Genomic DNA, 24,391 nt, shown 5'->3' with positions numbered 1-24,391 from the left:
GGCTCCGCCCCCGGAGCCCCGGTTCGGGAAGGGGGGCGGGGCGGCGACATGGCCCGCCGCAGGCGCCCCCGCACGCACACCCGGCACCCCCCACACCACCTCCGACCGCCCCGATACCATGCCGTACAACGATCACCACCGACCGAGGAGCCAGCCCATGGCGGGAGAACCGCAGCCCGACTGCCTGTTCTGCAAGATCGTCTCGGGTGACATCCCGGCAACCGTCGTCCGGGAGACCGAGACCACCGTCGCCTTCCGGGACATCAACCCCCAGGCCCCCACCCACGTACTCATCATCCCTCGCGTCCACCACCCGGACGCCGCCGCCCTCGCCGCCGCCGAGCCGGGGATCGCCGCCGACATACTGCGCGAGGCGGGCCACGTCGCCGCTGACGAGAAGATCGTGGACAGCGGCTACCGGGTCGTCTTCAACACCGGCTCCGGCGCCGGCCAGACCGTCTTCCACGCGCACGCCCACGTACTGGGCGGTCGCGGACTGCAGTGGCCCCCCGGCTAGAACGGTCGAACGACACCGTGTCCGTACGCGAACTCGTGGTCCTCGGCACTGCCAGCCAGGTCCCGACCAGGCACCGCAATCACAACGGCTATCTCCTGCGCTGGGACGGCGAGGGCATCCTCTTCGACCCGGGTGAGGGCACCCAGCGTCAGATGCTGCGGGCAGGTGTCGCCGCGCACGACATCGACCGGATCTGCGTCACGCACTTCCACGGCGACCACTCGCTCGGCCTGGCCGGGGTGATCCAGCGGATCAACCTCGACCAGGTCCCGCACCCGGTCACCGCGCACTACCCGGCGAGCGGGCAGCGCTTCTTCGAGCGGTTGCGGTACGCGACCGCCTACCGCGAGACCGTCCAGCTGACCGAGGCCCCGGTCGCCGCCGACGGGGTGCTCGCCACCACGGACGCGTACACGCTCAGCAGCCACCGGCTCTCGCATCCCGTCGAGTCGTACGGCTACCGGCTCGTCGAGCCCGACAGGCTCCGCATGCTGCCCGCCAAGCTCGCCGAGCACGGCATCAGAGGGCCGGACGTCGGTCGGATCCAGCGCGAGGGCGCCCTCGGCGGCGTCACGCTCGACGACGTCTCCGAGCGCAGGCGCGGGCAGCGGTTCGCGTTCATCATGGACACAAGGCTCTGCGACGGCGTGCACGTGCTCGCCGAGGGATGCGACCTGCTGGTCATCGAGTCGACCTTCCTCGACGAGGACGAACGACTCGCCACCGACCACGGCCATCTGACCGCCGGCCAGGCGGCCCGGGTGGCCCGGGACGCGGGCGTACGGCACCTCGTGCTGACGCACTTCTCGCAGCGGTACGACGACCCGGCCGTCTTCGAGGCCCAGGCCCGCGCCGCGGGGTTCGAGGGCGAACTGACCGTCGCCCGGGACCTCAGCCGGGTTCCCGTCCCCACCCGGCACCTCTGAAAACACATCAGCACCACCATTTGTGAGCGTGAAAGACCCGTGCACCTCCCGAAAGCCGAACTCCACCTCCACATCGAAGGAACCCTCGAACCCGAGCTGGCCTTCGCGCTCGCCGAACGCAACGGCGTGCAGCTGCCGTACGCGACCACGCAAGAGCTCCGCACCGCCTATCTCTTCGAGGATCTGCAGACCTTCCTCGATCTCTACTACGCCCTGATGGCGGTGCTCCGGACCGAAGAGGATTTCGAGGAGCTCGCCGACGCGTATCTCACCCGCGCTGCCGCCCAGGGCGTCCGGCACGCGGAGATCTTCTTCGACCCGCAGGCGCACACCGCCCGCGGCGTCCCGATCGGCACCGTCGTCGAGGGGCTCGGCCGGGCGCTGGACCGCAGCGAGGAGAAGCACGGCATCTCCACCCAGCTGATCATGTGCTTCCTGCGCGACCAGTCCGCCGAGTCGGCGCTGGAGACCCTGGAGGCCGCGAAGCCGTATCTGCACCGGATCAGCGCGGTCGGCCTCGACTCGGCGGAGGTCGGGCATCCGCCCGTCAAGTTCCGTGAGGTGTACGAGGCGGCCGGGGCGCTCGGGCTGCGCAAGGTCGCCCACGCCGGCGAGGAGGGCCCGCCCGAGTACATCCGGGAGGCCCTGGACGTCCTCGGGGTCGAGCGCATCGACCACGGGCTGCGCTGCATGGAGGACGCGGACCTGGTGAAGCGGCTGGCCGCCGACCGCGTGCCGCTCACTCTCTGCCCGCTGTCCAACGTACGGCTGCGCGCCATCGACACCCTGGAGCAGCACCCGCTGCCGGCCATGATGGCCGCCGGACTGCTCTGCACGGTGAACTCCGACGACCCCGCCTACTTCGGCGGATACGCCGGGGACAACTTCCACGCCGTCCACGAGGCGCTCGGCCTGGACCACGAGCAGTTGCGCACGCTGGCCCGCAACTCCTTCGAGGCGGCCTTCCTCGACCACGACGAGGAGCGCAGGGCGCGCTATCTGTCCGAGGTCGAGGCGTACGAGTTCGACTGACCGGCCCCACCCGACGGACCGGCCGTCCGGAACGCGTTCCTGATCGGTCGCCTGCGACGCAGCGCGGGCAGGCTGATCTCCGTGACGGCCTGCTCGGGCGCGCCCAGCTTGGGCACGGCACCGGGCACCGCTCCGGTGGTGACAGCGAGCAGCGCGGCCGGGGCACCGCCCCTGCGGCGCACCGATCCCGGCACCAGCGGACGGCCGCCGGTGTGCAGGGCGACGGCCATGACCGGGGCCGCGACCAGGAGCGTGACGGCGCCCAGGATCAGGCCCATGACCGGGTAGCCGGCCTGCTCGGACAGCACACTGCCGAGAACCGGTCCGCAGGCCACCCCGACGGATGAGGCGGAGCCCGCGAGTACCGCCCAGCGGCCGCGTACGTCCAGGGAAGCGGCCAGGCCGATCAGATACGACAGGACCACCGGGTAGACGGTGTTCCACAGGATCTCGCCGGTCGCGAAGGAACCGAGATTCCCGGCCGACGAGCTGAGCACGATGCTCACCGCGATGATCACGGTGCCCAGACCGATCGGCACCGCCCGGCCGAGCCTGGCGCCCAGTGCCCCGGCGCCCATCACCCCGAGCAGACCCGCACCGAGCGCGGCGGCGAACACCGCGCCGACGGTGACCTCGGAGAGCCCCACCTGGACCACACCGATCCGGCCGCTGACGCCCCACAGCGCGTTCTGCGCCATGGACCAGACGAGCATTCCGCCCGCCAGCACCAGACCGGAACGGCGGTGCGGCAGCCGGCCGGCGACGGAGGCGGCGGGACCGCTGGGCGCGGCGCCGCCGAGCCGTGCGGTGGCGGGCCAGACGAGCAGGGCGGCCAGGGCGATCGAGGCGAACGGCAGCCGGTGGCCGCCGCCGAGGTGCGGGATCGTCAGATACAGGGCGCCCGCCGTCGCGGAGACGCTGAGCAGACCGAGCGACGAGGTCCGGTGCGGATCGCGCTGGGCGGCGATGCCCGCCGCGGCCACCGCGGTCGCCGTGCCGGAGCCGAAGCCGCCGATCATCGCGCCCATGACCACCGCAGGCACGGAGCCGGACAGCGCCGCGCAGCCGTACCCGACCATGGCCAGCACCAGTCCGATCCGGGCCGGCCTGCGCGGTCCGTAGGTTTCGACCCGGCCCGCCAGCGTGAACCCGGCGGTGGCCGAGCTCAGCAGAAGAGCGCTGCCCACCAGACCGGCCTGGGCCGTACTGAGACCCAGATAGACGGAGAGCCGCCCGACGATGGTGGGGAGCAGATAGGCGGCGAGGTAACCGGCGGTGAACACGGCGACCAGGGGCCACGCGGCGCGAGGGCGCGAGGACATGGGCGTTCCTGAGGACATGCCGAAGGAGGCAGAGAAGGCAGGGGAGGGCAATGCGGGAAACGGGAAATACGGGGAGACGGGGCTCGCGTCGGCGACTGACGCCGACGGGGCTCGCGGGCCAATTTGTATCAACTGCTTCCGGTTGACCGAAAGGCGACCCTGTGTGATCTGGACCATATATGTGTTTGCTCTCCGGCAGTGCGGGTAACAGCGAACGTTTATGCAGGTCAGCGTCTGTATGCGCGGGGTCGTCTCCGGCCCTCCGTATGTGGCGGCGCGGACCCTCCGGTTACGGGGATGAATCGGGCACACTGGCCAGATCTGCCACGACCGGGGAGTGCAAGGTGAGCACAGACAATCCAGGCGTCGACCCACTGGACGGGCTGCGCGCCCCGCAGGACCCGGACTGCGACGTCTTCCTCACCGGCACGGTCTTCCTCGACATCATCTTCACCGGCCTGGACCGCGCCCCGGTGCGTGGCACCGAGTCCTGGGCGCGCGGCATGGGCTCCAGCCCCGGCGGGGTCGCCAACATGGCCACCGCGCTGGCCCGGCTGGGACTGCACACCTCGCTGGCCGCGGCGTTCGGCGACGACCACTACGGGGAGTACTGCTGGGACGCCCTGGAACAGGGCGAGGGCATCGACCTGTCCATGTCGCACACCGTCCCCGGCTGGCACTCGCCGGTGACCGTCTCGATGGCGTACGAGGGCGAGCGGACGATGGTCTCGCACGGCCACGAGGCCCCGGGCCCCACGGGCACCCCCGGCGTCGGGATTCCCGCCGAGAAGTCCGCGTTCCCGAGCTGCCCGCCCCGCGCCCGGGCCGCCATCGCCTCGCTCGTCCCCGGCCGCAGCGAGCCCTGGGTCGCCAAGGCGGCCAGGAACGGCGCCCGGATCTTCGCCGACGTCGGCTGGGACGAGACCGGCCACTGGGATCTGGACGCCCTCGTCGACCTGGAGCACTGCCAGGCCTTCCTCCCCAACGCCGAGGAGGCGATGCGCTACACCCGCACCGACTGCCCGCGCGCCGCCGCCCACGCCCTGGCCGAGCGGGTGCCGCTCGCCGTGGTCACCCTGGGCGCGGAGGGCGCGTACGCGGTGGACGCGGTGACCGGGGCGAGCGCCGAGGTACCCGCGATCGAGGTCCAGGCGCTGGACCCGACCGGGGCGGGCGATGTCTTCGTCGCCGGGTTCGTCACCGGCACCCTGGCGGACTGGCCGCTGGCCGACCGGCTGGCCTTCGCCGGACTCACCGCGGCGCTCTCGGTGCAGGAGTTCGGCGGATCGCTGTCGGCGCCGGACTGGGAGGAGATCGCCGCCTGGTGGCAGCAGGTCCGCACCTTCGCCGACCAGGACCCGGCGGCGCTCCAGCGGTACGCGTTCCTGGAGGAACTCCTGCCGGCCGCCGCCCGGCCGTGGCCGCTGCGCCGGGCCGTCCCGACGATCGGCTTCCGCCGCCCGGCTTAGACCGGCCGGCAAATGGGGGGCGGCGTCGCGGGTCTGGGCACGCACATCTGCCGCGTTGTCGTCGAGCACCATGGCTCCTTCCCCAAGCTCTCGGCTGGGCTCGAGCAGGGGAGACCCCATCTGCCTCAATCCTCCGCCTTGCAGCTGCACGCACCCAGACCCGCTCCTTCTCCCACCCCCCATTTGCCGGCCGGTCTTAACCCGGGCACATGTGTTCGCAGCATGTGCGAAAAAGCCCTCGGTGTTGTCGGTGCGGAGTCGTACGCTTGGTAATCCAGAGGTTGTCGATCGGCGAGAACCTTGCAACGGGAGGTATGTGCAGGCCACAGAGCCGGCCCATGACTCAGACACCCACAGCCCAGACCCCCGCGCCGGGGCAGGCACGAGCCCAGTTCACCGTTCCGGCCAAGCATCCGATGGTGACCGTTCTGGGCTCAGGTGACGCCCTGCTGCGCGTGATCGAGACGGCCTTCCCGGCGGCCGACATCCATGTCCGGGGAAATGAGGTCAGCGCCGCCGGAGACGCGACGGAAGTCGCCCTGATCCAGCGCCTGTTCGACGAGATGATGCTGGTGCTCCGCACCGGTCAGCCGATGACGGAGGACGCAGTGGAACGCTCGATCGCCATGCTCAGGGCGAGTGAGAGCGGCGAGGGGGACGGCCCGGAGACACCGGCCGAGGTGCTCACCCAGAACATCCTCTCCAGCCGCGGTCGCACGATCCGCCCCAAGACGCTCAACCAGAAGCGGTACGTCGACGCGATCGACAAGCACACGGTCGTCTTCGGCATCGGCCCAGCGGGCACCGGAAAGACCTATCTCGCCATGGCGAAGGCGGTCCAGGCCCTGCAGTCCAAGCAGGTCAACCGGATCATCCTGACCCGTCCCGCCGTCGAGGCGGGCGAGCGGCTCGGATTCCTGCCGGGCACGCTTTACGAGAAGATCGACCCGTATCTGCGCCCGCTCTACGACGCGCTGCACGACATGCTCGACCCCGACTCGATCCCGCGGCTGATGGCGGCGGGCACGATCGAGGTGGCCCCCCTGGCGTACATGCGCGGCCGCACGCTCAATGACGCGTTCATCATCCTCGACGAGGCGCAGAACACCAGCGCCGAGCAGATGAAGATGTTCCTGACCCGGCTCGGCTTCGATTCGAAGATCGTCGTCACCGGTGACGTCACGCAGGTCGACCTGCCGAACGGGACCAAGAGCGGTCTGCGCCAGGTACAGGACATCCTGGACGGCGTTCAGGACGTGCACTTCTCCCGGCTCACCTCCCAGGATGTCGTTCGGCACAAGCTGGTCGGCCGTATCGTCGACGCGTACGAAAAGTACGACAGCCGAAACAGCCACAACGGGAAGTAGTCGCAGCGCACCATGTCGATCGACGTCAACAACGAGTCCGGAACCGAGGTCGACGAGCAGGCGATCCTCGACATCGCCCGCTACGCGCTCGCGCGGATGCGGATCCACCCGCTCTCCGAGCTGTCGGTGATCGTGGTGGACACCGACGCCATGGAGCAGCTCCACATCCAGTGGATGGACCTGCCGGGGCCCACGGATGTCATGTCCTTCCCGATGGACGAACTCCGTCCGCCGTCCAAGGACGACGAGGAGCCCCCGCAGGGGCTCCTCGGTGACATCGTGCTCTGCCCGGAGGTCGCCAAGAAGCAGGGCGAGGACGCGGAGACCCAGCACTCCATGGACGAGGAGCTCCAGCTCCTCACCGTCCATGGAGTGCTGCATCTGCTCGGGTACGACCACGAGGAGCCGGACGAGAAGGCCGAGATGTTCGGCCTCCAGGCCGCGATCGTCGACGGCTGGCGTGCCGAGCACGGCCTGACCGGCCCGTCGCCCGCCCCCACCGTCTCGTGAGCGTTCCTCTCATCCTGGGTGCCGTCCTGCTGGTCGTCGTCGGCTGGCTGGCGGCCTGCGCGGAGGCGGGCATCGCCCGTGTGTCGAGCTTCCGGGCCGCCGAGGCGGTCCGCTCCGGGCGGCGCGGCAGCGACAAGCTCGAACAGGTCGCGGCGGACCCGACCCGCTACCTCAATGTCGCCCTGCTGGTGCGGGTCGCCTGCGAGATGTCGGCCGGTGTGCTCGTCACGTACGCCTGCCTGCAGGAGTTCCCGGAGACCTGGCAGGCGCTGGCCGTCGCCATGGCCGTGATGGTCCTCGTCTCCTATGTCGCCATCGGGGTGTCACCGCGAACCATCGGCCGTCAGCACCCCCTGAACACGGCCACGGCAGCGGCATATGTCCTGCTGCCGCTGGCCAGGGTCATGGGCCCCGTCCCGCAGCTGCTGATCCTCATCGGCAATGCGCTGACGCCGGGCAAGGGGTTCCGCAAGGGACCGTTCGCCAGCGAGGCCGAACTGCGGGCGATGGTCGACCTCGCCGAGCAGGAGTCGCTGATCGAGGACGAGGAGCGCCGCATGGTGCACTCGGTCTTCGAGCTCGGTGACACGCTCGTACGCGAAGTCATGGTGCCGCGGACCGACCTGGTCTGCATCGAGCGCTACAAGACGATCCGGCAGGCGCTGACCCTGGCGCTGCGCTCAGGCTTCTCGCGGATCCCCGTCACCGGGGAGAACGAGGACGACATCGTCGGGATCGTGTACCTCAAGGACCTGGTCCGCAAGACGCACATCAACCGTGAATCGGAGGCCGATCTGGTCTCCACGGCGATGCGGCCGGCGGCGTTCGTGCCCGACACGAAGAACGCCGGCGGTCTGCTGCGCGAGATGCAGCAGGACCGCAGCCATGTCGCGGTCGTGATCGACGAGTACGGCGGCACGGCAGGCATCGTCACCATCGAGGACATCCTCGAAGAGATCGTCGGCGAGATCACCGACGAGTACGACCGCGAACTCCCTCCCGTCCAGGAGCTGGAGAACGGCTGCTTCCGGGTGACCGCGCGCCTCGACATCGGCGACCTCGGCGACCTGTTCGGCCTCGACGAGTACGACGACGAGGATGTGGAAACGGTCGGCGGACTGCTCGCGAAGGCGCTGGGCCGGGTGCCGATCGCCGGGGCGTCGTCGCTCGTCGACCTGCCGGACGGCCGCCGGCTGCGGCTGACGGCGGAGTCCCCGGCGGGCCGCCGGAACAAGATCGTCACGGTGCTGGTGGAGCCCGTGGAGCCTCAGAGCCTGTCGGGTGACCTCTGATCGGGCGGACGCGGCGTGGCACGCACGCTTCCGGCGTTGCCGAAATGCCCTAGTAGCTCCGCTACGAGGCCATCCCGGCGCCTTGGAATCGCACGCACCACGCCGCGTCCGCTCTCCGATCGAAGGTCACCCGACAGGCTCTCAGGGGGTGGACGCGGGGTGACTCCGCAGCAACTGAGGGCGTTCTGCCTGGAGTTCAACGCGAGCGTCGAGGAGTTCCCGTTCGGGCCGCAGACGTCCGTCTTCAAGGTGCTCGGCAAGATGTTCGCGCTCAGCACGCTGGACGCGCGTCCCCTCACGGTGAACCTCAAGTGCGATCCGGACGAGGCGGTGCGGCTGCGGGAGGAGTACGACGCGGTCGTGCCGGGCTGGCACATGAACAAGCGGCACTGGAACACGGTGACGGTGTCCGGGGTCCCGGACCGGGTGCTCTGCGAGCTGATCGAGGACTCCTACGACCTGGTGGTGGCGGGGCTGCCGAAGGCGGAGCGGCTGCGGCTGGACCGGGCGTAGGGGCGGGGCAGCCGTGCGCCCGAGTACCGGTCCCGTCCGCCCGGTTCGTATGCTCGGCACATGACTGAGAGCACCGACCTCGGCCCCGAGGACCGCAAGATCGTCACGCTGGCGCGCAGCGCCCGCGCCCGCAACGGTGTGCCGGAGGGCGCGGCCGTACGGGACGAGACCGGACGTACGTATGTCGCGGGCACCGTGCGGCTGGAGTCGCTGAAGCTCAGCGCGCTGCAGACCGCCGTGGCGATGGCCGTGGCCAGTGGCGCCACCTCGCTGGAGGCGGCCGCGGTCGTCTCCGAGGCGCAGACCCCCTCGGACGCGGACCGTGCCGCGGTACGGGACCTGGGCGGCCCGGACACACCGGTACTGCTCGCCGGGCCCGACGGCACGCTGCGGGTCAGCGTGACGGCGGGCTGACGCCGACGAAATCCCCCATGGTGTACGAACGCCCCGCACCCCACCTGTGCGGGGCGTTCGCACACCATGGGGGAGGAATGAGGATCTTGACAGCATCTGATGGCCCATCAGTCGGTGCGTTTCGCTTCCATTGACTTCTTTTCGGCCGGAGTCATCAATGGGCCCCCTGTCGGCGCAGAAGAGCCGCTGCGCCGCATCCGGCAGGAGGGGGCTCCATGCGTCCGACCGTTCGAAGAATCAGCATGCGAAGTTCCGATGCCCGAAGACGTCCCGGACGCCGCCGCTGGGCCGCGGCGCTGGGCGTGGGCGCGCTCGTCGTCGCCGGGGGAGGGGGGCTCGCAGGCCCCGCACAGGCCCTGGCGACCGCTTCCGTGGCGGTGGACTTCCCCACCCACTGCATCCCGCCGCCCATCGCGGGCATCCCGCCGATCGACGGGACGACGAAGGCGCAGATCACCGTCGACAACGCTGCTCCCGAGGTGGGCGACACGGTCACGGTCACGTACACCGTCGTCGAAGCGGCCGCGAGCAACCCGGTCGATCTGGCGCTGCCCGCCGACATCATGACGCCGACCGGCAGGGTCACCGTCGCGGGTGCGCAGTCCACGAGCCTCACCGTCGCGGGCCCGAAGAAGAACGACCCGGTACCCGGCAAGGGCGAATTCCCCTCGTTCTCGATGACCGGCACCTTCACGGTCACCGCGCCCGGCGAGATCACGCTGTCGCCCGGCGACTACAACATCCACACGAGCTACATCATGGAGCTGGACACCCCCTGCACGGTGACGAACCCGCCCGCCCCCGTCTCCCAGAAGATCATCGCGAGGGACGGCGGCGGCCAGGTCAACGAGCGTGCCATCCAGCTCGGGAGCGCATCCGGCAAGGCGGGTGAGCCGGTCACCGTGACCGGCTCGAAGTTCACCGCGGGCGCGGACATCACGCTCGCGGGCCGCGCCGGTGACACCCGGACCGCCGACACGGCCACCGTGAAGGCGGACGCCTCCGGCGGCTTCAGCGGCCGCCTCACCGTCAACGATCCGGCGACCACCGGCATCGTCGCCTACGAGGGCAGCAGCTGGGACGCGGCCAAGGGGGCGGGCCCGCAGGCCTACACCGTCACCGGTGGCGGTGGCGAGATCCCGGACGGCAGCCAGCGGCTCAACTCGTCCGTCAAGGCGGGCACGCTGTCCATGGTCCAGGCCGGGGACACCGTCGAGATGTCGGCGGTCGACTTCGGGAAGGGCGGCGCCTCCCGCGGCTCCCTGCAGACGGTGATGGTCGAGGACTTTCGCGGCGGCCCCGCCGGCTGGTCCCTGACCGGAAAGGTCACCGACTTCAAGGGCCCCGGCGGCGCGACGATCGGCGCATCCGCACTCGGCTGGACCCCGGTCTGCGCGACGAAGGCCGGCAGTCCCAGCACCTGTGCGGCCGGTTCCCAGGGACCGGTCGGCAGCGCGGGCGCCACGCTGGCGTCCACGCCGAACGGGACCTTCACCGGCGGCGAGTTCACCGTCGACGCCCGGCTCGCGCTGAACGTACCGGCGTACACCGCCCCCGGCGCGTACACCGGCGTGCTCACTCTCACCCTCACGTGATCGAGCAGTTCTGATCAACCGGTGGACCGGGCGCGCACCCGCCCGGACCGCCCCGACGACCACCCGGGGGTCCCGCACCGTGCGCAAGCTGTACGTACTCCTCCTGGCCGGCGCCCTCCTGGTGATCGGCGCCCCCACCGTCCACGCCGCGGACAACGGCAGTTGGTCGGTCTACCCGGCCACCACACAGGCCGGTCAGCGCCCGTACTTCTACCTCTCCGCCGACCCCGGCGCCACGCTCGACGACAAGGTCACCGTCACCAACAAGACGGACCGGCCGCAGACCTTCCGGCTGTACGCGGCCGACGCCTACAACACCGCGCGCGACGGCGGATTCGCCGTCCGTGCCCAGAACGAGAAACCGCGCTCGGTCGGCGCCTGGGCGAGAACCGACCGTGACCGGGTCACCGTACGGCCGCACGGCTCGGTCACCGTCCCGGTCACCATCACCGTCCCGAAGGACGCCGAGCCGGGCGACCACCCCGGCGCACTCCTCGCCCTCGACGAACGCATCGATCCCGCCGACGCCGGAGCCGTCGCCGTCGGCATCCAGAAGGCGGTCGGTGCCCGGATCTATCTGCGGGTGAACGGGCCGACCATGCCCGCGCTCTCCGTCGACGACGTCAAGGTCGAACACACCCAGCCGCTGGTCCCGGGCACCGGGAAGAGCCGGGCCGTCATCTCGTACACCCTCCACAACCGGGGCAATGTCACCCTCAACCCCAAGGTCGCCCTCAAGGCCGAGGGGCTCTTCGGCCGCACCCTGCTCGCCCGCGATCTGAAGAAGATCCCCTCCGAGCTGCTGCCCCGCCAACAGGTCCGGCTGACCGAACAGTGGGCCGACGCGCCCCAGCTGGAATGGGGCGAGGTCGAACTGACCGCGAGCGCCCGAGACACCCGCGAGTCCGCCGCCGTCCCGTACTTCGCACTGCCCTGGCTGGTGGCCGGGGCCCTGCTGCTGATCGTCGGCGCGGGTACGGGAATGTGGATACGGGCCCGTCGGAGCCGTACCCGCAGGGCCTGAGACGACGCGCGACAGGCCCCGCCGCGGCCCTTGGTGCGGCGGGGCCGCCAGGATCGGGGACAATGGGCGGCATGAGCGTTCGACCTGACACAGAAGCCGCTGCGCAGCAGACTGCGAACAACGCCCCCCACCGGGCCGGCTTCGCCTGCTTCGTGGGCCGCCCCAACGCGGGCAAGTCCACCCTTACGAACGCTCTGGTCGGCCAGAAGGTGGCGATCACCTCCAACCGGCCCCAGACCACCCGGCACACCGTGCGCGGCATCGTGCACCGCGACGACGCGCAGCTGATCCTGGTCGACACCCCCGGCCTCCACAAGCCGCGCACGCTGCTGGGCGAGCGTCTCAACGACGTCGTACGCACCACCTGGGCCGAGGTCGACGTCATCGGCTTCTGCCTGCCCGCCGACCAGAAGCTCGGCCCCGGCGACAAGTACATCGTCAAGGAACTCGCGGGCATCAAGAAGACCCCGAAGATCGCCATCATCACCAAGACCGACCTGGTCGACTCCAAGCAGCTCGCCGAACAGCTGCTCGCCGTCTCCCGACTCGGTGAGGAGCTCGGCTTCGAGTGGGCGGAGATCATCCCGGTCTCCGCGGTCAAGGACAAGCAAGTCGACCTGCTGGCCGATCTGATCGCCCCCCTGCTCCCGGAGAGCCCGCCGCTCTACCCGGAGGGCGACCTCACCGACGAGCCCGAGATGGTCATGGTCGCGGAGCTGATCCGCGAGGCCGCGCTCGAAGGCGTACGGGACGAGCTGCCGCACTCCATCGCGGTCGTCGTCGAGGAGATGCTGCCGCGCGAGGACCGTCCGGCGGACAAGCCGCTGCTCGACATCCACGCCAATGTCTACATCGAGCGTCCCAGCCAGAAGGGCATCATCATCGGCCCGAAGGGCAAGCGGCTGAAGGACGTCGGCACGAAGTCGCGCAAGCACATCGAGGCACTGCTCGGTACGCCGGTCTTCCTTGACCTGCATGTGAAGGTCGCCAAGGACTGGCAGCGCGATCCGAAGCAGTTGCGCAAGCTGGGGTTCTGACCGCCGCCCGGGTCCGGCGGCCGGAGGCCGACGCAGCTGGCCGAAGCCGCTGAGGCCCCCTGGGGCCGAGGGGTGCGAGGGTGGCCGTGGGGATGGGTTCCGAAGCAGTTGCGCAAGCTGGGGTTCTGACCGCCGCCCGGGTCCGGCCGTGGATTCAGCGGTACGCCCGTCCCACGTGAGACCGGAATCAACGGTACGCCCGTCTCACGCGCCCTCCTTCAGGACGCGTGAAACCAGTGCGCGCTGGGCTTCGGTCAGCTTCGGGTCCGCGCAGTGGACCGTCCGGTCGCCGACCGTGATCCGGTAGCGGAAGCCGTCCGGTACGCCCGGGGGCGGGGTGCCGTGGCCCTCGGCGAGCGCCGATTCGGCCAGTGCCACCCACTCCGCGGCGTCGGCCCGTCCGGTGGTGTCGACCTCGCGGTGGCGTGCGATGCCGGCGAAGCCGCCGGTCCTGCTGACCTGAATCCGCATGCGGTTTCCCTCCATCGCCGGACGGGCCCGGGATTGTTCTACACGGTCGGGACGCCCACCTCCGACCATGCCTTCAGGACCGCCTCCGCCTCGTCACCTTCCCCGAAGCGGCTGCGGGCCGCAGCGACCGTCAGCCGGGCGAAGGACTCGAAGTCCGCGTCCACGGCCAGTTGACCACCTGTGAGCACATCGAACCAGAGCTGCCCGGCCCGCTCCCACGCATTGCCGCCGAGTGCCGTCGCCAGCAGATAGAACGCGCGGTTCGGGATGCCCGAGTTGACGTGCACTCCGCCGTTGTCCTGGCTGGTGTGGACGTAGTCTTCCATCGACGCGGGCTGCGGGTCCTTGCCGAGTACATCGTCGTCGTACGCGGTCCCCGGCGCCTTCATCGAGCGCAGGGCGACACCCTGGACCCGGGGCGTCAGCAACCCGGCGCCGATCAGCCAGTCGGCCTGGTCGGCGCTCTGGCCCAGCGAGTACTGCTTGACCAGGGAGCCGAAGACGTCGGACACCGATTCGTTGAGCGCGCCGGACTGGCCGTAATAGCTCAGATTGGCGGTGTGCTGGGTCAGGCCGTGCGCCAGCTCATGGGCGATCACATCGATGGCGACGGTGAAGTCCAGGAAGATCTCCCCGTCCCCGTCACCGAAGACCATCTGCTCGCCGTCGAAGAAGGCGTTGTTGTACTTCTCGTCGTAGTGCACGGAACCGATCAGCGGCAGCCCGTGGCCGTCGATCGAACGGCGTCCGTACGCCTTGAGCAGCAGTTCGAAGGTGGCGCCGAGTCCCGCGTACGCGCGGTTGACGCTTGCGTCCTTCGTCGGCTCCTGCCCCTCGGCGCGGACCTTGGTGCCGGGCAGCCGGGTGCGGTGGCGGCAGTCGTACAGCGTCCGGTGGGGCTTGTCGGATGCCTTCCCCTCGGTCGCGGGGGCAGCAGGCACGGTGACGACCGTTGCCATCTGGCGGCGGGTGCGACGGGCTGCGTCGCTCTCCAGGGTGCGGCGGGCCGGGCCCGCGAGATCGGGGTTGTCGGACTGCGACAGCTTGTCGAGGACATGGGGCGGCACGATCGTGCAGAAGACGGGGTGGAACCCGTGCTGAGACTGAGGCTGCATGGAGCCGACTGTGGCACCGGGTGATTGTGATGTCACTGGTTGCGACCAGGATTGACGAAATGGAGTGATCGGTCACTGTTGGGCGTTTCCGGCGTCCGGTCCCGCATACTGATACGGGACGGACGCTTCAGGCGCCTCTCGGCTAGTCTCGTCGCATCATGCGTTTCGGGCTGCTTCTTCTTAGCTGCCGCGGCGAGGGCCTGTAGTCGTAGGCCGACCCCCTCCCCGCGGAGTCTGGTGTTGCAGCGACACAGTCGGCCGTCCCATTGGTTGGACCCCCGAGGAGCCGTACGCCATGACCGCCGCATATCCCGCTGAGACCGCTGTCGGACGCCCGACGCCGATCACCAACGCGACCCAGCTGCAGAAGCCGTCCGGGATGCCGATCCACAAGTACGGCCACTACGAGGCCGTCGAGATCCCTGACCGTACCTGGCCGGACAACCGGATCACCGTCGCGCCCCGCTGGCTGTCCACCGATCTGCGCGACGGCAACCAGGCCCTGATCGACCCGATGTCGCCGGCCCGCAAGCGCGAGATGTTCGATCTGCTCGTGCGTATGGGCTACAAGGAGATCGAGGTCGGCTTCCCGTCCTCCGGCGAGACCGACTTCGCGTTCGTCCGCTCCATCATCGAAGAGGGTGCGATCCCCGAGGACGTGACGATCTCCGTACTGACGCAGGCCCGCGAGGACCTGATCGAGCGGACCGTCGAGTCCATCGTCGGCGCTCGCCGTGCGACCGTGCATCTGTACAACGCGACGGCACCCACCTTCCGCCGGGTCGTCTTCCGCGGCTCGAAGGACGACATCAAGCAGATCGCCGTGGACGGCACCCGGCTGGTCATGGAGTACGCGGAGAAGCTGCTGGGCCCGGAGACGATCTTCGGCTACCAGTACAGCCCCGAGATCTTCACCGACACCGAGCTGGACTTCGCCCTGGAGGTCTGCGAGGCGGTCTGTGACGTCTGGCAGCCGGAGGAGGGCCGCGAGATCATCCTCAACCTGCCCGCCACCGTGGAGCGTTCGACCCCATCCACGCACGCGGACCGGTTCGAGTGGATGTCGCGCAACCTGTCGCGCCGCGAGTTCGTCTGCCTGTCGGTCCACCCGCACAACGACCGCGGCACCGCCGTCGCCGCCGCTGAACTGGCCATCATGGCCGGTGCGGACCGGATCGAGGGCTGTCTGTTCGGTCAGGGCGAGCGCACCGGCAACGTCGACCTGGTCACCCTGGGCATGAACCTGTTCTCGCAAGGTGTCGATCCGCAGATCGACTTCTCGCAGATCGACGAGATCCGCCGCACCAGCGAGTACTGCAACCAGATGGAGGTCCACCCGCGCCACCCCTACGCGGGCGACCTGGTCTACACCGCCTTCTCCGGCTCCCACCAGGACGCCATCAAGAAGGGCTTCGACGCCATGGAGGCCGACGCGGCCGCCCAGGGCAGGACCGTGGACGACATCGAGTGGGCGGTGCCGTACCTGCCGATCGACCCGAAGGACGTCGGCCGCAGTTACGAGGCCGTCATCCGGGTCAACTCGCAGTCCGGCAAGGGCGGAATCGCCTATGTCCTGAAGAACGACCACAAGCTGGACCTGCCGCGCCGGATGCAGATCGAGTTCTCCCGGATCATTCAGGCCAAGACCGATGCCGAGGGCGGCGAGGTCACGCCGACGCAGATCTGGACCACGTTCCAGGACGAGTACCTGCCGAACCCGGAGAACGCCTGGGGGCGCGTACAGATCCGCTCCGGCCAGACCACGACCGGATCCGACGGCCAGGACACGATCACCGTCGAGGCGACCGTGAACGGCACGGACACCGTACTGACCGGCACCGGCAACGGCCCGATCTCCGCGTTCTTCGAAGCGCTGCAGGCCATCGGCATCGACGCCCGGCTGCTGGACTACACCGAGCACACCATGAGCGAGGGCGCCAGCTCCCAGGCCGCCTCGTACATCGAGTGCGCGATCGACGGAAAGGTCCTGTGGGGCATCGGCATCGACGCCAACACCATGCGTGCCTCGCTGAAGGCGGTCGTTTCCGCAGTCAACCGCGCCACTCGCTGACCCGGTGCCCGAAAGGGCATGAAGTCGCACGGTCCGAGACCCCGTCCACCCGTATCCGGGGGGCGGGGTTCGGCCATCTCCGGCGGTTGTGACGAGCGAGGTGCTGACGCCACATCGTGACTGTGGTTAACATCACGTCGACACGGCAATGTTGCCGGAGGGGGCACCTCCCGTGCCCTTAGGGCTACGGGGGAGTTACGGAGGTGTGCGACGTGCGGTCAGCCCTGGGGCAACGCGCCATGAAGCTGCGTATCTGCGGCATCCGCACTATCTGGGACACCGTCGGTGACGGCGAGTTCTTCTGCCCCGGCTGCGGCGGCGACCGCAACTACCGTCGGCTCACCGGCCGTCGGCGCTTCGCGGTGCTCGGCGTGCCGATGATGCGGCGCGGCACCGTGGGCCCTGTCGTCGAATGCGCCGCCTGCCGGGCCCACTTCGACACCGATGTGCTCGACCACCCCACCACCACCCGGTTCTCCGCCATGCTCCGGGACGCCGTCCACACGGTCGCGCTCGGTGTCCTCGCGGTCGGCGGCACCACCTCCCGTACGGTCCTGGAGACCGCGGCCGCCGCCGTGCGCGACGCCGGATTCGACGACTGCACGGAGGAACAGCTCTCCACCGTCGTCGAGGTTCTCTCCGCCGACATCGGCCATGGCTCCGTCTTCGATCCGGCGGCCGAGGCCTGCGGAGCCGCCCTCGCCATCGAACTGCACGAGGCGCTGGAACCCCTCGCCCCGCATCTGGCTCCCGCCGGACGCGAATCGATCCTGCTGCAGGGCGCCAGGATCGCGCTCGCCGACGGCCCGTACGGGCAGGCGGAGCGAGAGGTGCTGACCACGGTCGGCGGGGCGCTGCAGCTCTGCGCCGAGGACACGGCCCGGCTGCTCGCCGCGGCGGCGCGTACCCCCTCCTGAACGGCCCCCTCTGCACCGGGCGCGCACTCCCGCGGGAGTAATCGGGCCCGTGCGCCCACTGCTGCAGTAGCCGCGAAGTCGGCCCCGGGCGCGACGTACCGTCCGCGTTCCGCCGGGAGTCTGGAGAGGAACCAGACACCCGGCGGAAGGGGGGCCCGTCATGAGGGCCGCAGTGGAACCAAGTGGCATGCGGTCGCGGCCACGCAACCAGCGGCGCGTGCTGCCCTGGGCGATCCTCGCGCTCTGGGTCGCCGTGATCGCGCTCGCCGGGCCGCTCGCGGGCAAGCTCGGCGGCGTACAGACCAACCGCGCCGTCGACTACCTCCCGGCGAGCGCCGACTCCACGCAGGTGGCGAAGATCCAGGACGCGTTGCCCGGCGGCGAGGCCACCGAACTCGTCCTCGTCTACCACCGCGACGGCGGACTGACCGCCGCCGACCGGACCCTGGCTGCCGAGCAGACCGCCGAGGTCGCTCGCGGCCACACACTCACCGGGGAACCCCGGCCGGTCCCGTCCAAGGACGGCACGACCCTGATGTACCCGGTCTCCTCCACCGAGCCGGGACAGGACGACGACGCCAGGACCGCCTTCGTCGACGAGGTGCGCGCGGTCGCCGAGGGCAGCGGCGGACTGAGCGTCGAGGTCGGCGGACCGGGGGCGCTGAGCACCGACGCGCAGAAGGTTTACAAATCCCTCGGCGGACCCCTGCTCTACACGACCGTCGCCGTCGTGGCGATCCTGCTGATCCTCATCTACCGCAGCCCGCTGCTGTGGCTGGTGCCGCTCGTCGTCGCGGGCGTCGCCGACGCTCTGTCCATGGCCGTCGTGTACGGGCTCAACCGGGGCTTCGACATCACCGTCACCGGCCAGAGCTCCGCCGTGATGACCATCCTCGTCTTCGGCGCGGGCACCGACTACGCGCTGCTGCTCGTCTCCCGCTACCGGGAGGAACTGACCCGCATCGACCGGCCGTACGACGCCATGATGGCCGCCCTGCGCGGCTGCGGGCCCGCGGTCGTCGCCTCCTCCGGCACCGTCGCCGCCGGTCTGCTGTGCCTGCTCGCCGCCGACCTCACCAGCAGCCGGGGCATGGGCCCCATCGCCGCCGTCGGGGTGCTCTGCGCGCTGCTTGCCATGACGACGCTGCTGCCGGCACTGCTGGTGCTGCTCGGCCGCCGGGTGTTCTGGCCGCTCGTCCCCACGTACGGCAGCCTGCCCAAGCAGCGTCGTTCGCTGTTTGCCGCGATGGGTGGTTCGGCCGGGCGCAGGCCGCTGGCCGTGCTCGCCTGCGGGGGTGTGCTGCTGGGTGCGTTGGCGCTCGGTACGTTCAACCTGCCCGGCGATCTCAAGCAGGGCGACTCCTTCTCCAGCAAGCCGGACTCGATCGTGGCGATGGAGACTCTCGCCGCCGCCTATCCGGGGCGATCCACCCAGCCGATCACCGTGATCACCCCCACCGAACGGGCCGGGGCGACCCTGGCGAAGGCCCGTACCACCGAGGGCGTCGCCGCAGCCGAACGCGGCCGCAGCGGCGGCGGCTGGACCGAGCTGTCCGTCGTCGCCACCGACCGGCCCGAGTCCGCGGGGGAGCGGGCGACCATCGAGGCCCTGCGCGACTCCCTGGACGGCAGCCACGTCGGCGGGCCCAGCGCCCAGCAGATGGACGCGGAGACGGCCAACGCCCGGGACCTCGGGCGTGTCGTCCCACTCGTCCTGATCTCCGTCCTGCTGATCCTGATCGCACTGCTGCGCAGCCTCGTCGCGCCGCTGCTGCTCGTCGCCGCCGTCGTCGGGGTGTGGGGCGCCTCGCTCGGCATCGGCGGACTCGTCTTCGAACCGCTCCTCGGAATGAAGGGCATCGACTCTGGGCTGCCGCTGCTGTCCTTCGTCTTCCTGGTCGCACTGGGCGTCGACTACGGCATCTTCCTGATGCACCGGGTTCGCGAGGAGGCGCTCTCCGGCGCCGCACCGACAACTGCCGCACTCACCGCACTGCGCACCACGGGCGGGGTGATCGCCTCGGCGGGCCTGGTACTCGCGGCCACCTTCGCGGTCCTGATGAACATGCCGATGGTCAGCCTGGTCCAGATGGGCTTCGTCATCGCCGTCGGCGTACTCCTCGACACCTTCCTCGTCCGCACCTATCTGGTGACCTCGGCGAGCGTGGCACTGCAGCGGAAGATCTGGTGGCCGGGTGCACTCAGCCGGACCCCTCGCCGACGACCAGACCCTGGTACGGGCGGCCTTCGCGATGCTCGTCGGGTCCGACCGGGACATGGAAGTCGTCGGCCAGGCGGGCAACGGTCTCGAAGCCGTCGAGCTGACCCGCGCGCACCGGCCCGACCTCGTCGTCATGGACATCCGGATGCCCGAGCTCGACGGCATCGAGGCGACCCGCCGCATCGCCGCCGACGAGCACCTCGCCGGAGTGAAAGTGCTGGTCCTGACCACGTACGACACCGATGAACACATCGTCGACGCACTGCACGCGGGCGCCTCAGGCTTCCTGGTCAAGGACACCAGGCCCGCGGAACTCCTGGCCGCGATCAGGACCGTGGCGGCGGGCGAGTCCCTGCTCTCGCCCGGGCCGACTGCCCGGCTCATCGCCAGGGTGCTGAGCAGCCCCCGGATCCCGCCCGCCGGAGTACCGGGCGGTCCGGACCGCCTCTCCGAACGGGAGCGTCAGGTGCTCTGCCTCGTCGGGCGCGGGCTGAACAACGCCGAGATCGCCGAGACCCTCGGCCTCAGCCCGCTCACCGCGAAGACCCATGTCAGCCGGATCATGGGCAAGGTCGGCGCCCGCGACCGGGCCCAGCTGGTGATCGTCGCGTACAAATCGGGGCTGGTCGTACCGGCCGCCGGTGAGGCGGACGGGAACTGAGACCGACCGGTTGCGGGGGCGGGCCCGATGAGCCGTCCCCGTACCGGACAATGGACGCATGAGCTTGTTCCGGGACGACGGCGTGGTGCTGCGCACGCAGAAGCTGGGCGAGGCCGACCGGATCATCACGATCCTGACCCGCGGCCACGGCCGGGTGCGGGCCGTCGCGCGCGGCGTGCGGCGTACGAAGTCCAAGTTCGGGGCACGGCTGGAACCTTTCTCCCACGTCGACGTGCAGTTCTTCGCCCGGGGCAGCGAGCTGATCGGCCGCGGTCTGCCGCTCTGCACCCAGAGCGAGACGATCGCCCCGTACGGCGGCGGCATCGTCACCGACTACGCCCGCTACACCGCGGGCACCGCGATGCTGGAGACCGCCGAGCGGTTCACCGACCACGAGGGCGAGCCCGCGGTCCAGCAGTATCTGCTGCTCGTCGGAGGGCTGCGCACCCTCGCCCGCGGCGAACACGAGCCGCATCTCGTCCTCGACGCCTTCCTGCTGCGTTCGCTCGCCGTCAACGGCTACGCACCCAGCTTCGAGGACTGCGCGAAGTGCGGAATGCCCGGACCGAACCGGTTCTTCTCCGTCGCGGCGGGCGGAGTCATATGCGGCGACTGCCGGGTACCCGGCAGCGTCGTACCCTCGGCTGAGGCCGTCACCCTGCTGAGCGCACTGCTCACCGGCGACTGGGAGACGGCGGACGCGTGCGAGGCACGTCATGTCAGGGAGGGGAGCGGACTGGTGTCCGCCTATCTGCACTGGCATCTGGAGCGCGGACTGCGCTCACTGCGGTACGTAGAGAAGTGACACAGGCAGATCAGGCACAGGGAGCGAGACAGTTCATGGCAGTACGCGGGATTCTCGGCGGCCGTAACCGGCGCGACTACAAAACCCCGGAGCCGCACCCTTCCGGTGCCACGCCCCCGAAGATCCCCGGCGAGCTGGTGCCCAAGCACGTCGCCGTCGTGATGGACGGCAACGGCCGCTGGGCCAAGGAACGCGGCCTCCCGCGCACCGAGGGCCACAAGATCGGCGAGGGCGTCGTGATGGACGTCCTCAAGGGCTGCATCGAGATGGGCGTCAAGAACCTCTCGCTGTACGCGTTCTCCACCGAGAACTGGAAGCGGTCCCCGGAGGAAGTGAAGTTCCTGATGAACTTCAACCGGGACGTCATCCGCCGCCGCCGCGACGAGATGGACGAACTGGGCATCCGCATCCGCTGGGTGGGGCGCATGCCGAAGCTGTGGAAGTCCGTCGTCCAGGAGCTCCAGGTCGCCCAGGAGCAGACGAAGGACAACGACAGGATGACGCTGTACTTCTGCGTCAACTACGGCGGCCGTGCCGAGATCGCCGACGCCGCGCAGCGCATCGCGCAGGATGTCGCGGCCGGGAAGCTGGACCCGTCCAAGGTCAACGAGAAGACGTTCGCGAAGTACATCTACTACCCGGACATGCCGGACGTCGACCTCTTCGTCCGCCCCAGCGGCGAGCAGCGCACGTCCAACTACCTGATCTGGCAGAGCGCATACGCCGAGATGGTCTTCCAGGACGTGCTCTGGCCGGACTTCGACCGCCGCGATCTGTGGCGAGCCTGCTTGGAGTACGCCCAGCGGGACCGGCGCTTCGGCGGTGCGGTGGAGGCGGCCAAGGAACCGACGAGCTGAGCGGCGCGGGCCCGGGGCGGAGCCCCCGGGCCGTCGTCCTCACTCCTTCGCGTCCGCGCACTCCACACATGTTCCGAAGATCTCCACCGTGTGGGCCACGTTCACATACCCGTGCTGCGCGGCGATCGTCTCCGCCCACTGCTCCACCGCGGGCCCCTCGACCTCCACGGCCTTGCCGCACATCCGGCACACCAGATGGTGGTGGTGGTCGCCGGTCGAGCAGCGCCGGTACACGGACTCGCCGTCCGTGGTGCGCAGCACATCGACCTCGCCCGCATCGGCGAGGGACTGAAGCGTGCGGTAGACGGTGGTCAGCCCGACCGAGTCACCGCGGTGCTTGAGCACATCGTGCAGCTCCTGGGCGCTGCGGAACTCGTCCACCTCATCGAGCGCCGCCGCCACCGCCGCCCGCTGCCGGGTCGACCGGCCGCGTACCGGGGCTGCGTTCGTTCCACTGATCGGCGCCGTCGCCACAGCAGCCTCCTCGTGTCGCCCGTACCTGTTGTCGGGCCATTGTGCCAGCCCGTCCGGGCGCCATGGTCAAACTCGGAGTTCGTCCGTGGCCGGGCGGGAGGCCGATACCTCAAGAGTGCACTCCTTGGACGCCGCTTCGCTCCGGCGTGCGCGCCTTCTGGCCAGCGGGGTCGCGAGCAGCGTCAGAACGACGAAGACCACGATGGCCAGCAGCACGATCGTCGCGCCGGGCGGGACGTCCTGGTAGTACGAGGTCACGGTGCCGGCCAGGGTCACCGCGGTACCGATGACGACGGACAGCACGAACGTCACCTTGAAGGACCTGGAGATCTGCTGCGCGGCCGCGACCGGCACCACCATCAGCGCGCTGACCAGCAGCAGCCCGACGACCCGCATCGCCACGGTGACGGTCACCGCCGCCGTCACGGCGACCAGCAGATTCAGCGCGCGCACCGGCAGGCCGGTGACCCGGGCGAACTCCTCGTCCTGGCTGACGGCGAAGAGCTGCCTGCGCAGCCCCAGCGTCACCAGCAGCACGAAGGCGGCCAGCAGACAGATCGCGGTGATGTCCTCGGTGGAGACCGTGGAGAGAGAGCCGAAGAGATACGAGGTGAGGTTGGCGTTGGAGCCGGTGTCGGAGAGGTTGATCAGCAGGACACCACCCGCCATACCGCCGTAGAACAGCATGGCCAGCGCGATGTCGCCGCGGGTACGCCCGTACCAGCGGATCAGCTCCATCCCGACGGAGCCGACGACGGCGACCGCCGTGGCCATCCACACCGGGCTGGTGGAGAGCAGGAAGCCGAGGCCGACGCCGGTCATCGCGATATGGCCGATGCCGTCGCCCATCAGGGCCTGGCGGCGCTGGACGAGGTAGATGCCGACGGCGGGGGCGATGACACCGACCAGTACGGCGGCGAGCAGGGCCCGCTGCATGAACGGGGGGTTGAGGAATTCCATGATCAGCTCAGCAGTCCCGTCCTGACGGGCTCGGAGGCCGCGTGGGGGTGTACATGGTCGTGTCCGGGCAGGGCGTGCTGGCCCAGTGCCTTCGGGGGCGGCCCGTCGTGCATCACACAGCCGTCGCGCAGCACGATCGCGCGGTCGATCAGCGGCTCCAGCGGGCCGAGCTCATGCAGCACGAGCAGCACCGTGGTGCCGGCCGCGACTTGTTCGCGGAGCGTCGTGGCAAGGATCTCCTGGCTGGCCAGGTCGACGCCGGCCATCGGCTCGTCCATGATCAGCAGCTCCGGTTCGGCGGCCAGCGCCCGGGCGATCAGCACCCGCTGGTGCTGCCCGCCGGAGAGCGCGTCCACCGAGTCCTTGGCCCGGTCGGCGAGGCCCACGAGGCCGATGGCCCGGTCGACGGCGGCCCGGTCGGCCTTGCGGAGCAGGCCCAGCTTCGTACGGGAGAGGCGCCCGGAGGAGACGACCTCACGGATCGTGGCGGGGACGCCGCCGGCTGCCGTGGTGCGCTGGGGTACGTAACCGATGCGCGCCCAGGCGCGGAAGCGGCGCAGCGGGGTGCCGAACAGCTCGATGGAGCCGCCGGTGAGCGGGACCTGGCCGATGACGGAGCGTACGGCGGTCGACTTGCCCGAGCCGTTGGCGCCGAGCAGGGCGACGACCTCGCCGCGGTGGACGGACAGGTCGATGCCGCGCAGCACCGGACGCGCGCCGAGCGTGGCCGTGGCGCCGCGCAGGGCTATCACGGGGTCCGTCGTGGTGCTCCCGGGCTCGGGCATGAGCGCCTCCGATGCTGCTGTGGCGGGTGTTGCGTG

Annotated in this window: 23 protein-coding genes and 1 pseudogene; 18 read left to right on the top strand and 6 right to left on the bottom strand. The window is 70.1% G+C overall.

Features of this window, described 5'->3' with window-relative positions:
* Positions 1 to 157: 157 nt before the first annotated feature.
* The 3 genes from ABTZ94_RS06795 to ABTZ94_RS06785 are packed head-to-tail and all read left to right on the top strand — an operon-like array spanning position 158 to position 2,475.
* Positions 158 to 517: a histidine triad nucleotide-binding protein gene (locus tag ABTZ94_RS06795; protein ID WP_351198217.1), complete on the top strand. Its 360-nt coding sequence runs from the start codon at positions 158 to 160 to the stop codon at positions 515 to 517.
* A gap of 17 nt (positions 518 to 534) precedes the next feature.
* The gene (locus ABTZ94_RS06790; RefSeq protein ID WP_351198215.1) at positions 535 to 1,443 is read left to right on the top strand and encodes a ribonuclease Z; all 909 of its coding nucleotides are present in this window, start codon (positions 535 to 537) and stop codon (positions 1,441 to 1,443) included.
* A gap of 39 nt (positions 1,444 to 1,482) precedes the next feature.
* The gene (locus ABTZ94_RS06785; protein ID WP_351198213.1) at positions 1,483 to 2,475 is read left to right on the top strand and encodes an adenosine deaminase; all 993 of its coding nucleotides are present in this window, start codon (positions 1,483 to 1,485) and stop codon (positions 2,473 to 2,475) included.
* On the opposite strand, the gene ABTZ94_RS06780 is transcribed toward ABTZ94_RS06785, so the two are convergent.
* Positions 2,439 to 3,797: an MFS transporter gene (locus tag ABTZ94_RS06780; protein WP_351198211.1), complete on the bottom strand. Its 1,359-nt coding sequence runs from the start codon at positions 3,795 to 3,797 to the stop codon at positions 2,439 to 2,441. The genes ABTZ94_RS06785 and ABTZ94_RS06780 overlap by 37 nt on opposite strands.
* Positions 3,798 to 4,141: 344 nt before the next feature.
* On the opposite strand from ABTZ94_RS06780, the gene ABTZ94_RS06775 reads away from it, so the two are divergent.
* From ABTZ94_RS06775 to era, 9 genes are all read left to right on the top strand, one after another.
* Complete coding sequence (locus ABTZ94_RS06775) at positions 4,142 to 5,266, top strand: carbohydrate kinase family protein (RefSeq protein ID WP_351198207.1); 1,125 nt, start codon at positions 4,142 to 4,144, stop codon at positions 5,264 to 5,266.
* 338 nt (positions 5,267 to 5,604) lie between these two features.
* Complete coding sequence (locus ABTZ94_RS06770; RefSeq protein WP_351198205.1) at positions 5,605 to 6,633, top strand: PhoH family protein; 1,029 nt, start codon at positions 5,605 to 5,607, stop codon at positions 6,631 to 6,633.
* A gap of 12 nt (positions 6,634 to 6,645) precedes the next feature.
* Positions 6,646 to 7,143 carry an rRNA maturation RNase YbeY gene (gene ybeY / locus ABTZ94_RS06765; RefSeq protein WP_327275325.1) on the top strand — a complete coding sequence of 166 codons (498 nt, stop codon included), beginning with the start codon at positions 6,646 to 6,648 and terminating at the stop codon, positions 7,141 to 7,143.
* Entirely contained in the window at positions 7,140 to 8,435 is a 1,296-nt protein-coding gene (locus ABTZ94_RS06760) for a hemolysin family protein (RefSeq protein WP_351198202.1), read from the top strand. The genes ybeY and ABTZ94_RS06760 overlap by 4 nt, the downstream gene beginning before the upstream one ends.
* A 159-nt stretch (positions 8,436 to 8,594) precedes the next feature.
* Positions 8,595 to 8,948 (top strand): MmcQ/YjbR family DNA-binding protein, encoded by a 354-nt coding sequence (locus ABTZ94_RS06755; protein WP_351198200.1) that lies wholly within the window; start codon positions 8,595 to 8,597, stop codon positions 8,946 to 8,948.
* 60 nt (positions 8,949 to 9,008) lie between these two features.
* Entirely contained in the window at positions 9,009 to 9,362 is a 354-nt protein-coding gene (locus tag ABTZ94_RS06750) for a cytidine deaminase-like protein (RefSeq protein WP_351198198.1), read from the top strand.
* Between the two features lie 242 nt (positions 9,363 to 9,604).
* Positions 9,605 to 10,957 carry a WxL domain-containing protein gene (locus tag ABTZ94_RS06745; protein ID WP_351198196.1) on the top strand — a complete coding sequence of 451 codons (1,353 nt, stop codon included), beginning with the start codon at positions 9,605 to 9,607 and terminating at the stop codon, positions 10,955 to 10,957.
* Positions 10,958 to 11,036: 79 nt separating this feature from the next.
* On the top strand, positions 11,037 to 11,981 hold the full coding sequence (locus tag ABTZ94_RS06740) for a WxL protein peptidoglycan domain-containing protein (protein WP_351198194.1): 945 nt from the start codon (positions 11,037 to 11,039) through the stop codon (positions 11,979 to 11,981).
* Positions 11,982 to 12,043: 62 nt separating this feature from the next.
* The gene (gene era, locus ABTZ94_RS06735; protein WP_351198192.1) at positions 12,044 to 13,018 is read left to right on the top strand and encodes a GTPase Era; all 975 of its coding nucleotides are present in this window, start codon (positions 12,044 to 12,046) and stop codon (positions 13,016 to 13,018) included.
* A 204-nt stretch (positions 13,019 to 13,222) separates the two neighbouring features.
* Here the strand turns inward: era and ABTZ94_RS06730 are convergent, their stop codons facing one another.
* Positions 13,223 to 13,489 (bottom strand): protealysin inhibitor emfourin, encoded by a 267-nt coding sequence (locus ABTZ94_RS06730; RefSeq protein WP_351198190.1) that lies wholly within the window; start codon positions 13,487 to 13,489, stop codon positions 13,223 to 13,225.
* Positions 13,490 to 13,527: 38 nt separating this feature from the next.
* Positions 13,528 to 14,604 carry a M4 family metallopeptidase gene (locus ABTZ94_RS06725; protein ID WP_351198188.1) on the bottom strand — a complete coding sequence of 359 codons (1,077 nt, stop codon included), beginning with the start codon at positions 14,602 to 14,604 and terminating at the stop codon, positions 13,528 to 13,530.
* Between the two features lie 295 nt (positions 14,605 to 14,899).
* On the opposite strand from ABTZ94_RS06725, the gene leuA reads away from it, so the two are divergent.
* The 6 genes and pseudogenes from leuA to ABTZ94_RS06695 all read left to right on the top strand — a co-directional run bounded on the left by leuA (position 14,900) and on the right by ABTZ94_RS06695 (position 22,136).
* Positions 14,900 to 16,675 carry a 2-isopropylmalate synthase gene (leuA, locus tag ABTZ94_RS06720; RefSeq protein ID WP_351198186.1) on the top strand — a complete coding sequence of 592 codons (1,776 nt, stop codon included), beginning with the start codon at positions 14,900 to 14,902 and terminating at the stop codon, positions 16,673 to 16,675.
* Positions 16,676 to 16,914: 239 nt separating this feature from the next.
* On the top strand, positions 16,915 to 17,592 hold the full coding sequence (locus ABTZ94_RS06715) for a TerB family tellurite resistance protein (RefSeq protein WP_351198238.1): 678 nt from the start codon (positions 16,915 to 16,917) through the stop codon (positions 17,590 to 17,592).
* A 187-nt stretch (positions 17,593 to 17,779) separates the two neighbouring features.
* Positions 17,780 to 19,825, top strand: a pseudogene (locus tag ABTZ94_RS06710) (MMPL family transporter); the annotation flags it as partial.
* A 19-nt stretch (positions 19,826 to 19,844) separates the two neighbouring features.
* A complete protein-coding gene (locus ABTZ94_RS06705) occupies positions 19,845 to 20,474 on the top strand; it encodes a response regulator (protein ID WP_351198184.1) in 630 nt (209 codons plus the stop codon).
* 58 nt (positions 20,475 to 20,532) lie between these two features.
* Positions 20,533 to 21,279: a DNA repair protein RecO gene (gene recO, locus ABTZ94_RS06700; RefSeq protein ID WP_093897111.1), complete on the top strand. Its 747-nt coding sequence runs from the start codon at positions 20,533 to 20,535 to the stop codon at positions 21,277 to 21,279.
* A gap of 35 nt (positions 21,280 to 21,314) precedes the next feature.
* A complete protein-coding gene (locus tag ABTZ94_RS06695) occupies positions 21,315 to 22,136 on the top strand; it encodes an isoprenyl transferase (RefSeq protein ID WP_351198181.1) in 822 nt (273 codons plus the stop codon).
* 39 nt (positions 22,137 to 22,175) lie between these two features.
* Here ABTZ94_RS06695 and ABTZ94_RS06690 read toward each other — a convergent pair whose 3' ends face one another.
* From ABTZ94_RS06690 to ABTZ94_RS06680, 3 genes are all read right to left on the bottom strand, one after another.
* Positions 22,176 to 22,610 carry a Fur family transcriptional regulator gene (locus ABTZ94_RS06690; RefSeq protein WP_351198179.1) on the bottom strand — a complete coding sequence of 145 codons (435 nt, stop codon included), beginning with the start codon at positions 22,608 to 22,610 and terminating at the stop codon, positions 22,176 to 22,178.
* A 66-nt stretch (positions 22,611 to 22,676) separates the two neighbouring features.
* Positions 22,677 to 23,570 (bottom strand): metal ABC transporter permease, encoded by an 894-nt coding sequence (locus ABTZ94_RS06685; RefSeq protein ID WP_351198177.1) that lies wholly within the window; start codon positions 23,568 to 23,570, stop codon positions 22,677 to 22,679.
* Positions 23,571 to 23,572: 2 nt separating this feature from the next.
* On the bottom strand, positions 23,573 to 24,355 hold the full coding sequence (locus ABTZ94_RS06680) for a metal ABC transporter ATP-binding protein (protein ID WP_351198175.1): 783 nt from the start codon (positions 24,353 to 24,355) through the stop codon (positions 23,573 to 23,575).
* Positions 24,356 to 24,391 lie beyond the last annotated feature (36 nt).

This window comes from Streptomyces sp. NPDC002785, assembly GCF_040295565.1.
Classification (GTDB): domain Bacteria; phylum Actinomycetota; class Actinomycetes; order Streptomycetales; family Streptomycetaceae; genus Streptomyces.
Note: the sequence above shows the minus strand (reverse complement) of the source record. Positions and strands in the feature narration are given on the sequence as shown.

What these genes read in the sequence shown, in the direction of transcription:
- ABTZ94_RS06795 (WP_351198217.1), top strand. Translation starts at nt 158, where the DNA reads ATGGCGGGAGAACCGCAGCCCGACTGCCTGTTCTGCAAGATCGTCTCG.
- ABTZ94_RS06780 (WP_351198211.1), bottom strand. Translation starts at nt 3,797, where the DNA reads ATGTCCTCGCGCCCTCGCGCCGCGTGGCCCCTGGTCGCCGTGTTCACC.
- ABTZ94_RS06770 (WP_351198205.1), top strand. Translation starts at nt 5,605, where the DNA reads ATGACTCAGACACCCACAGCCCAGACCCCCGCGCCGGGGCAGGCACGA.
- ybeY (WP_327275325.1), top strand. Translation starts at nt 6,646, where the DNA reads ATGTCGATCGACGTCAACAACGAGTCCGGAACCGAGGTCGACGAGCAG.
- ABTZ94_RS06750 (WP_351198198.1), top strand. Translation starts at nt 9,009, where the DNA reads ATGACTGAGAGCACCGACCTCGGCCCCGAGGACCGCAAGATCGTCACG.
- ABTZ94_RS06745 (WP_351198196.1), top strand. Translation starts at nt 9,605, where the DNA reads ATGCGAAGTTCCGATGCCCGAAGACGTCCCGGACGCCGCCGCTGGGCC.
- era (WP_351198192.1), top strand. Translation starts at nt 12,044, where the DNA reads ATGGGCGGCATGAGCGTTCGACCTGACACAGAAGCCGCTGCGCAGCAG.
- ABTZ94_RS06730 (WP_351198190.1), bottom strand. Translation starts at nt 13,489, where the DNA reads ATGCGGATTCAGGTCAGCAGGACCGGCGGCTTCGCCGGCATCGCACGC.
- ABTZ94_RS06725 (WP_351198188.1), bottom strand. Translation starts at nt 14,604, where the DNA reads ATGCAGCCTCAGTCTCAGCACGGGTTCCACCCCGTCTTCTGCACGATC.
- leuA (WP_351198186.1), top strand. Translation starts at nt 14,900, where the DNA reads ATGACCGCCGCATATCCCGCTGAGACCGCTGTCGGACGCCCGACGCCG.
- ABTZ94_RS06715 (WP_351198238.1), top strand. Translation starts at nt 16,915, where the DNA reads ATGAAGCTGCGTATCTGCGGCATCCGCACTATCTGGGACACCGTCGGT.
- ABTZ94_RS06705 (WP_351198184.1), top strand. Translation starts at nt 19,845, where the DNA reads ATGCTCGTCGGGTCCGACCGGGACATGGAAGTCGTCGGCCAGGCGGGC.
- recO (WP_093897111.1), top strand. Translation starts at nt 20,533, where the DNA reads ATGAGCTTGTTCCGGGACGACGGCGTGGTGCTGCGCACGCAGAAGCTG.
- ABTZ94_RS06695 (WP_351198181.1), top strand. Translation starts at nt 21,315, where the DNA reads ATGGCAGTACGCGGGATTCTCGGCGGCCGTAACCGGCGCGACTACAAA.
- ABTZ94_RS06685 (WP_351198177.1), bottom strand. Translation starts at nt 23,570, where the DNA reads ATGGAATTCCTCAACCCCCCGTTCATGCAGCGGGCCCTGCTCGCCGCC.
- ABTZ94_RS06680 (WP_351198175.1), bottom strand. Translation starts at nt 24,355, where the DNA reads ATGCCCGAGCCCGGGAGCACCACGACGGACCCCGTGATAGCCCTGCGC.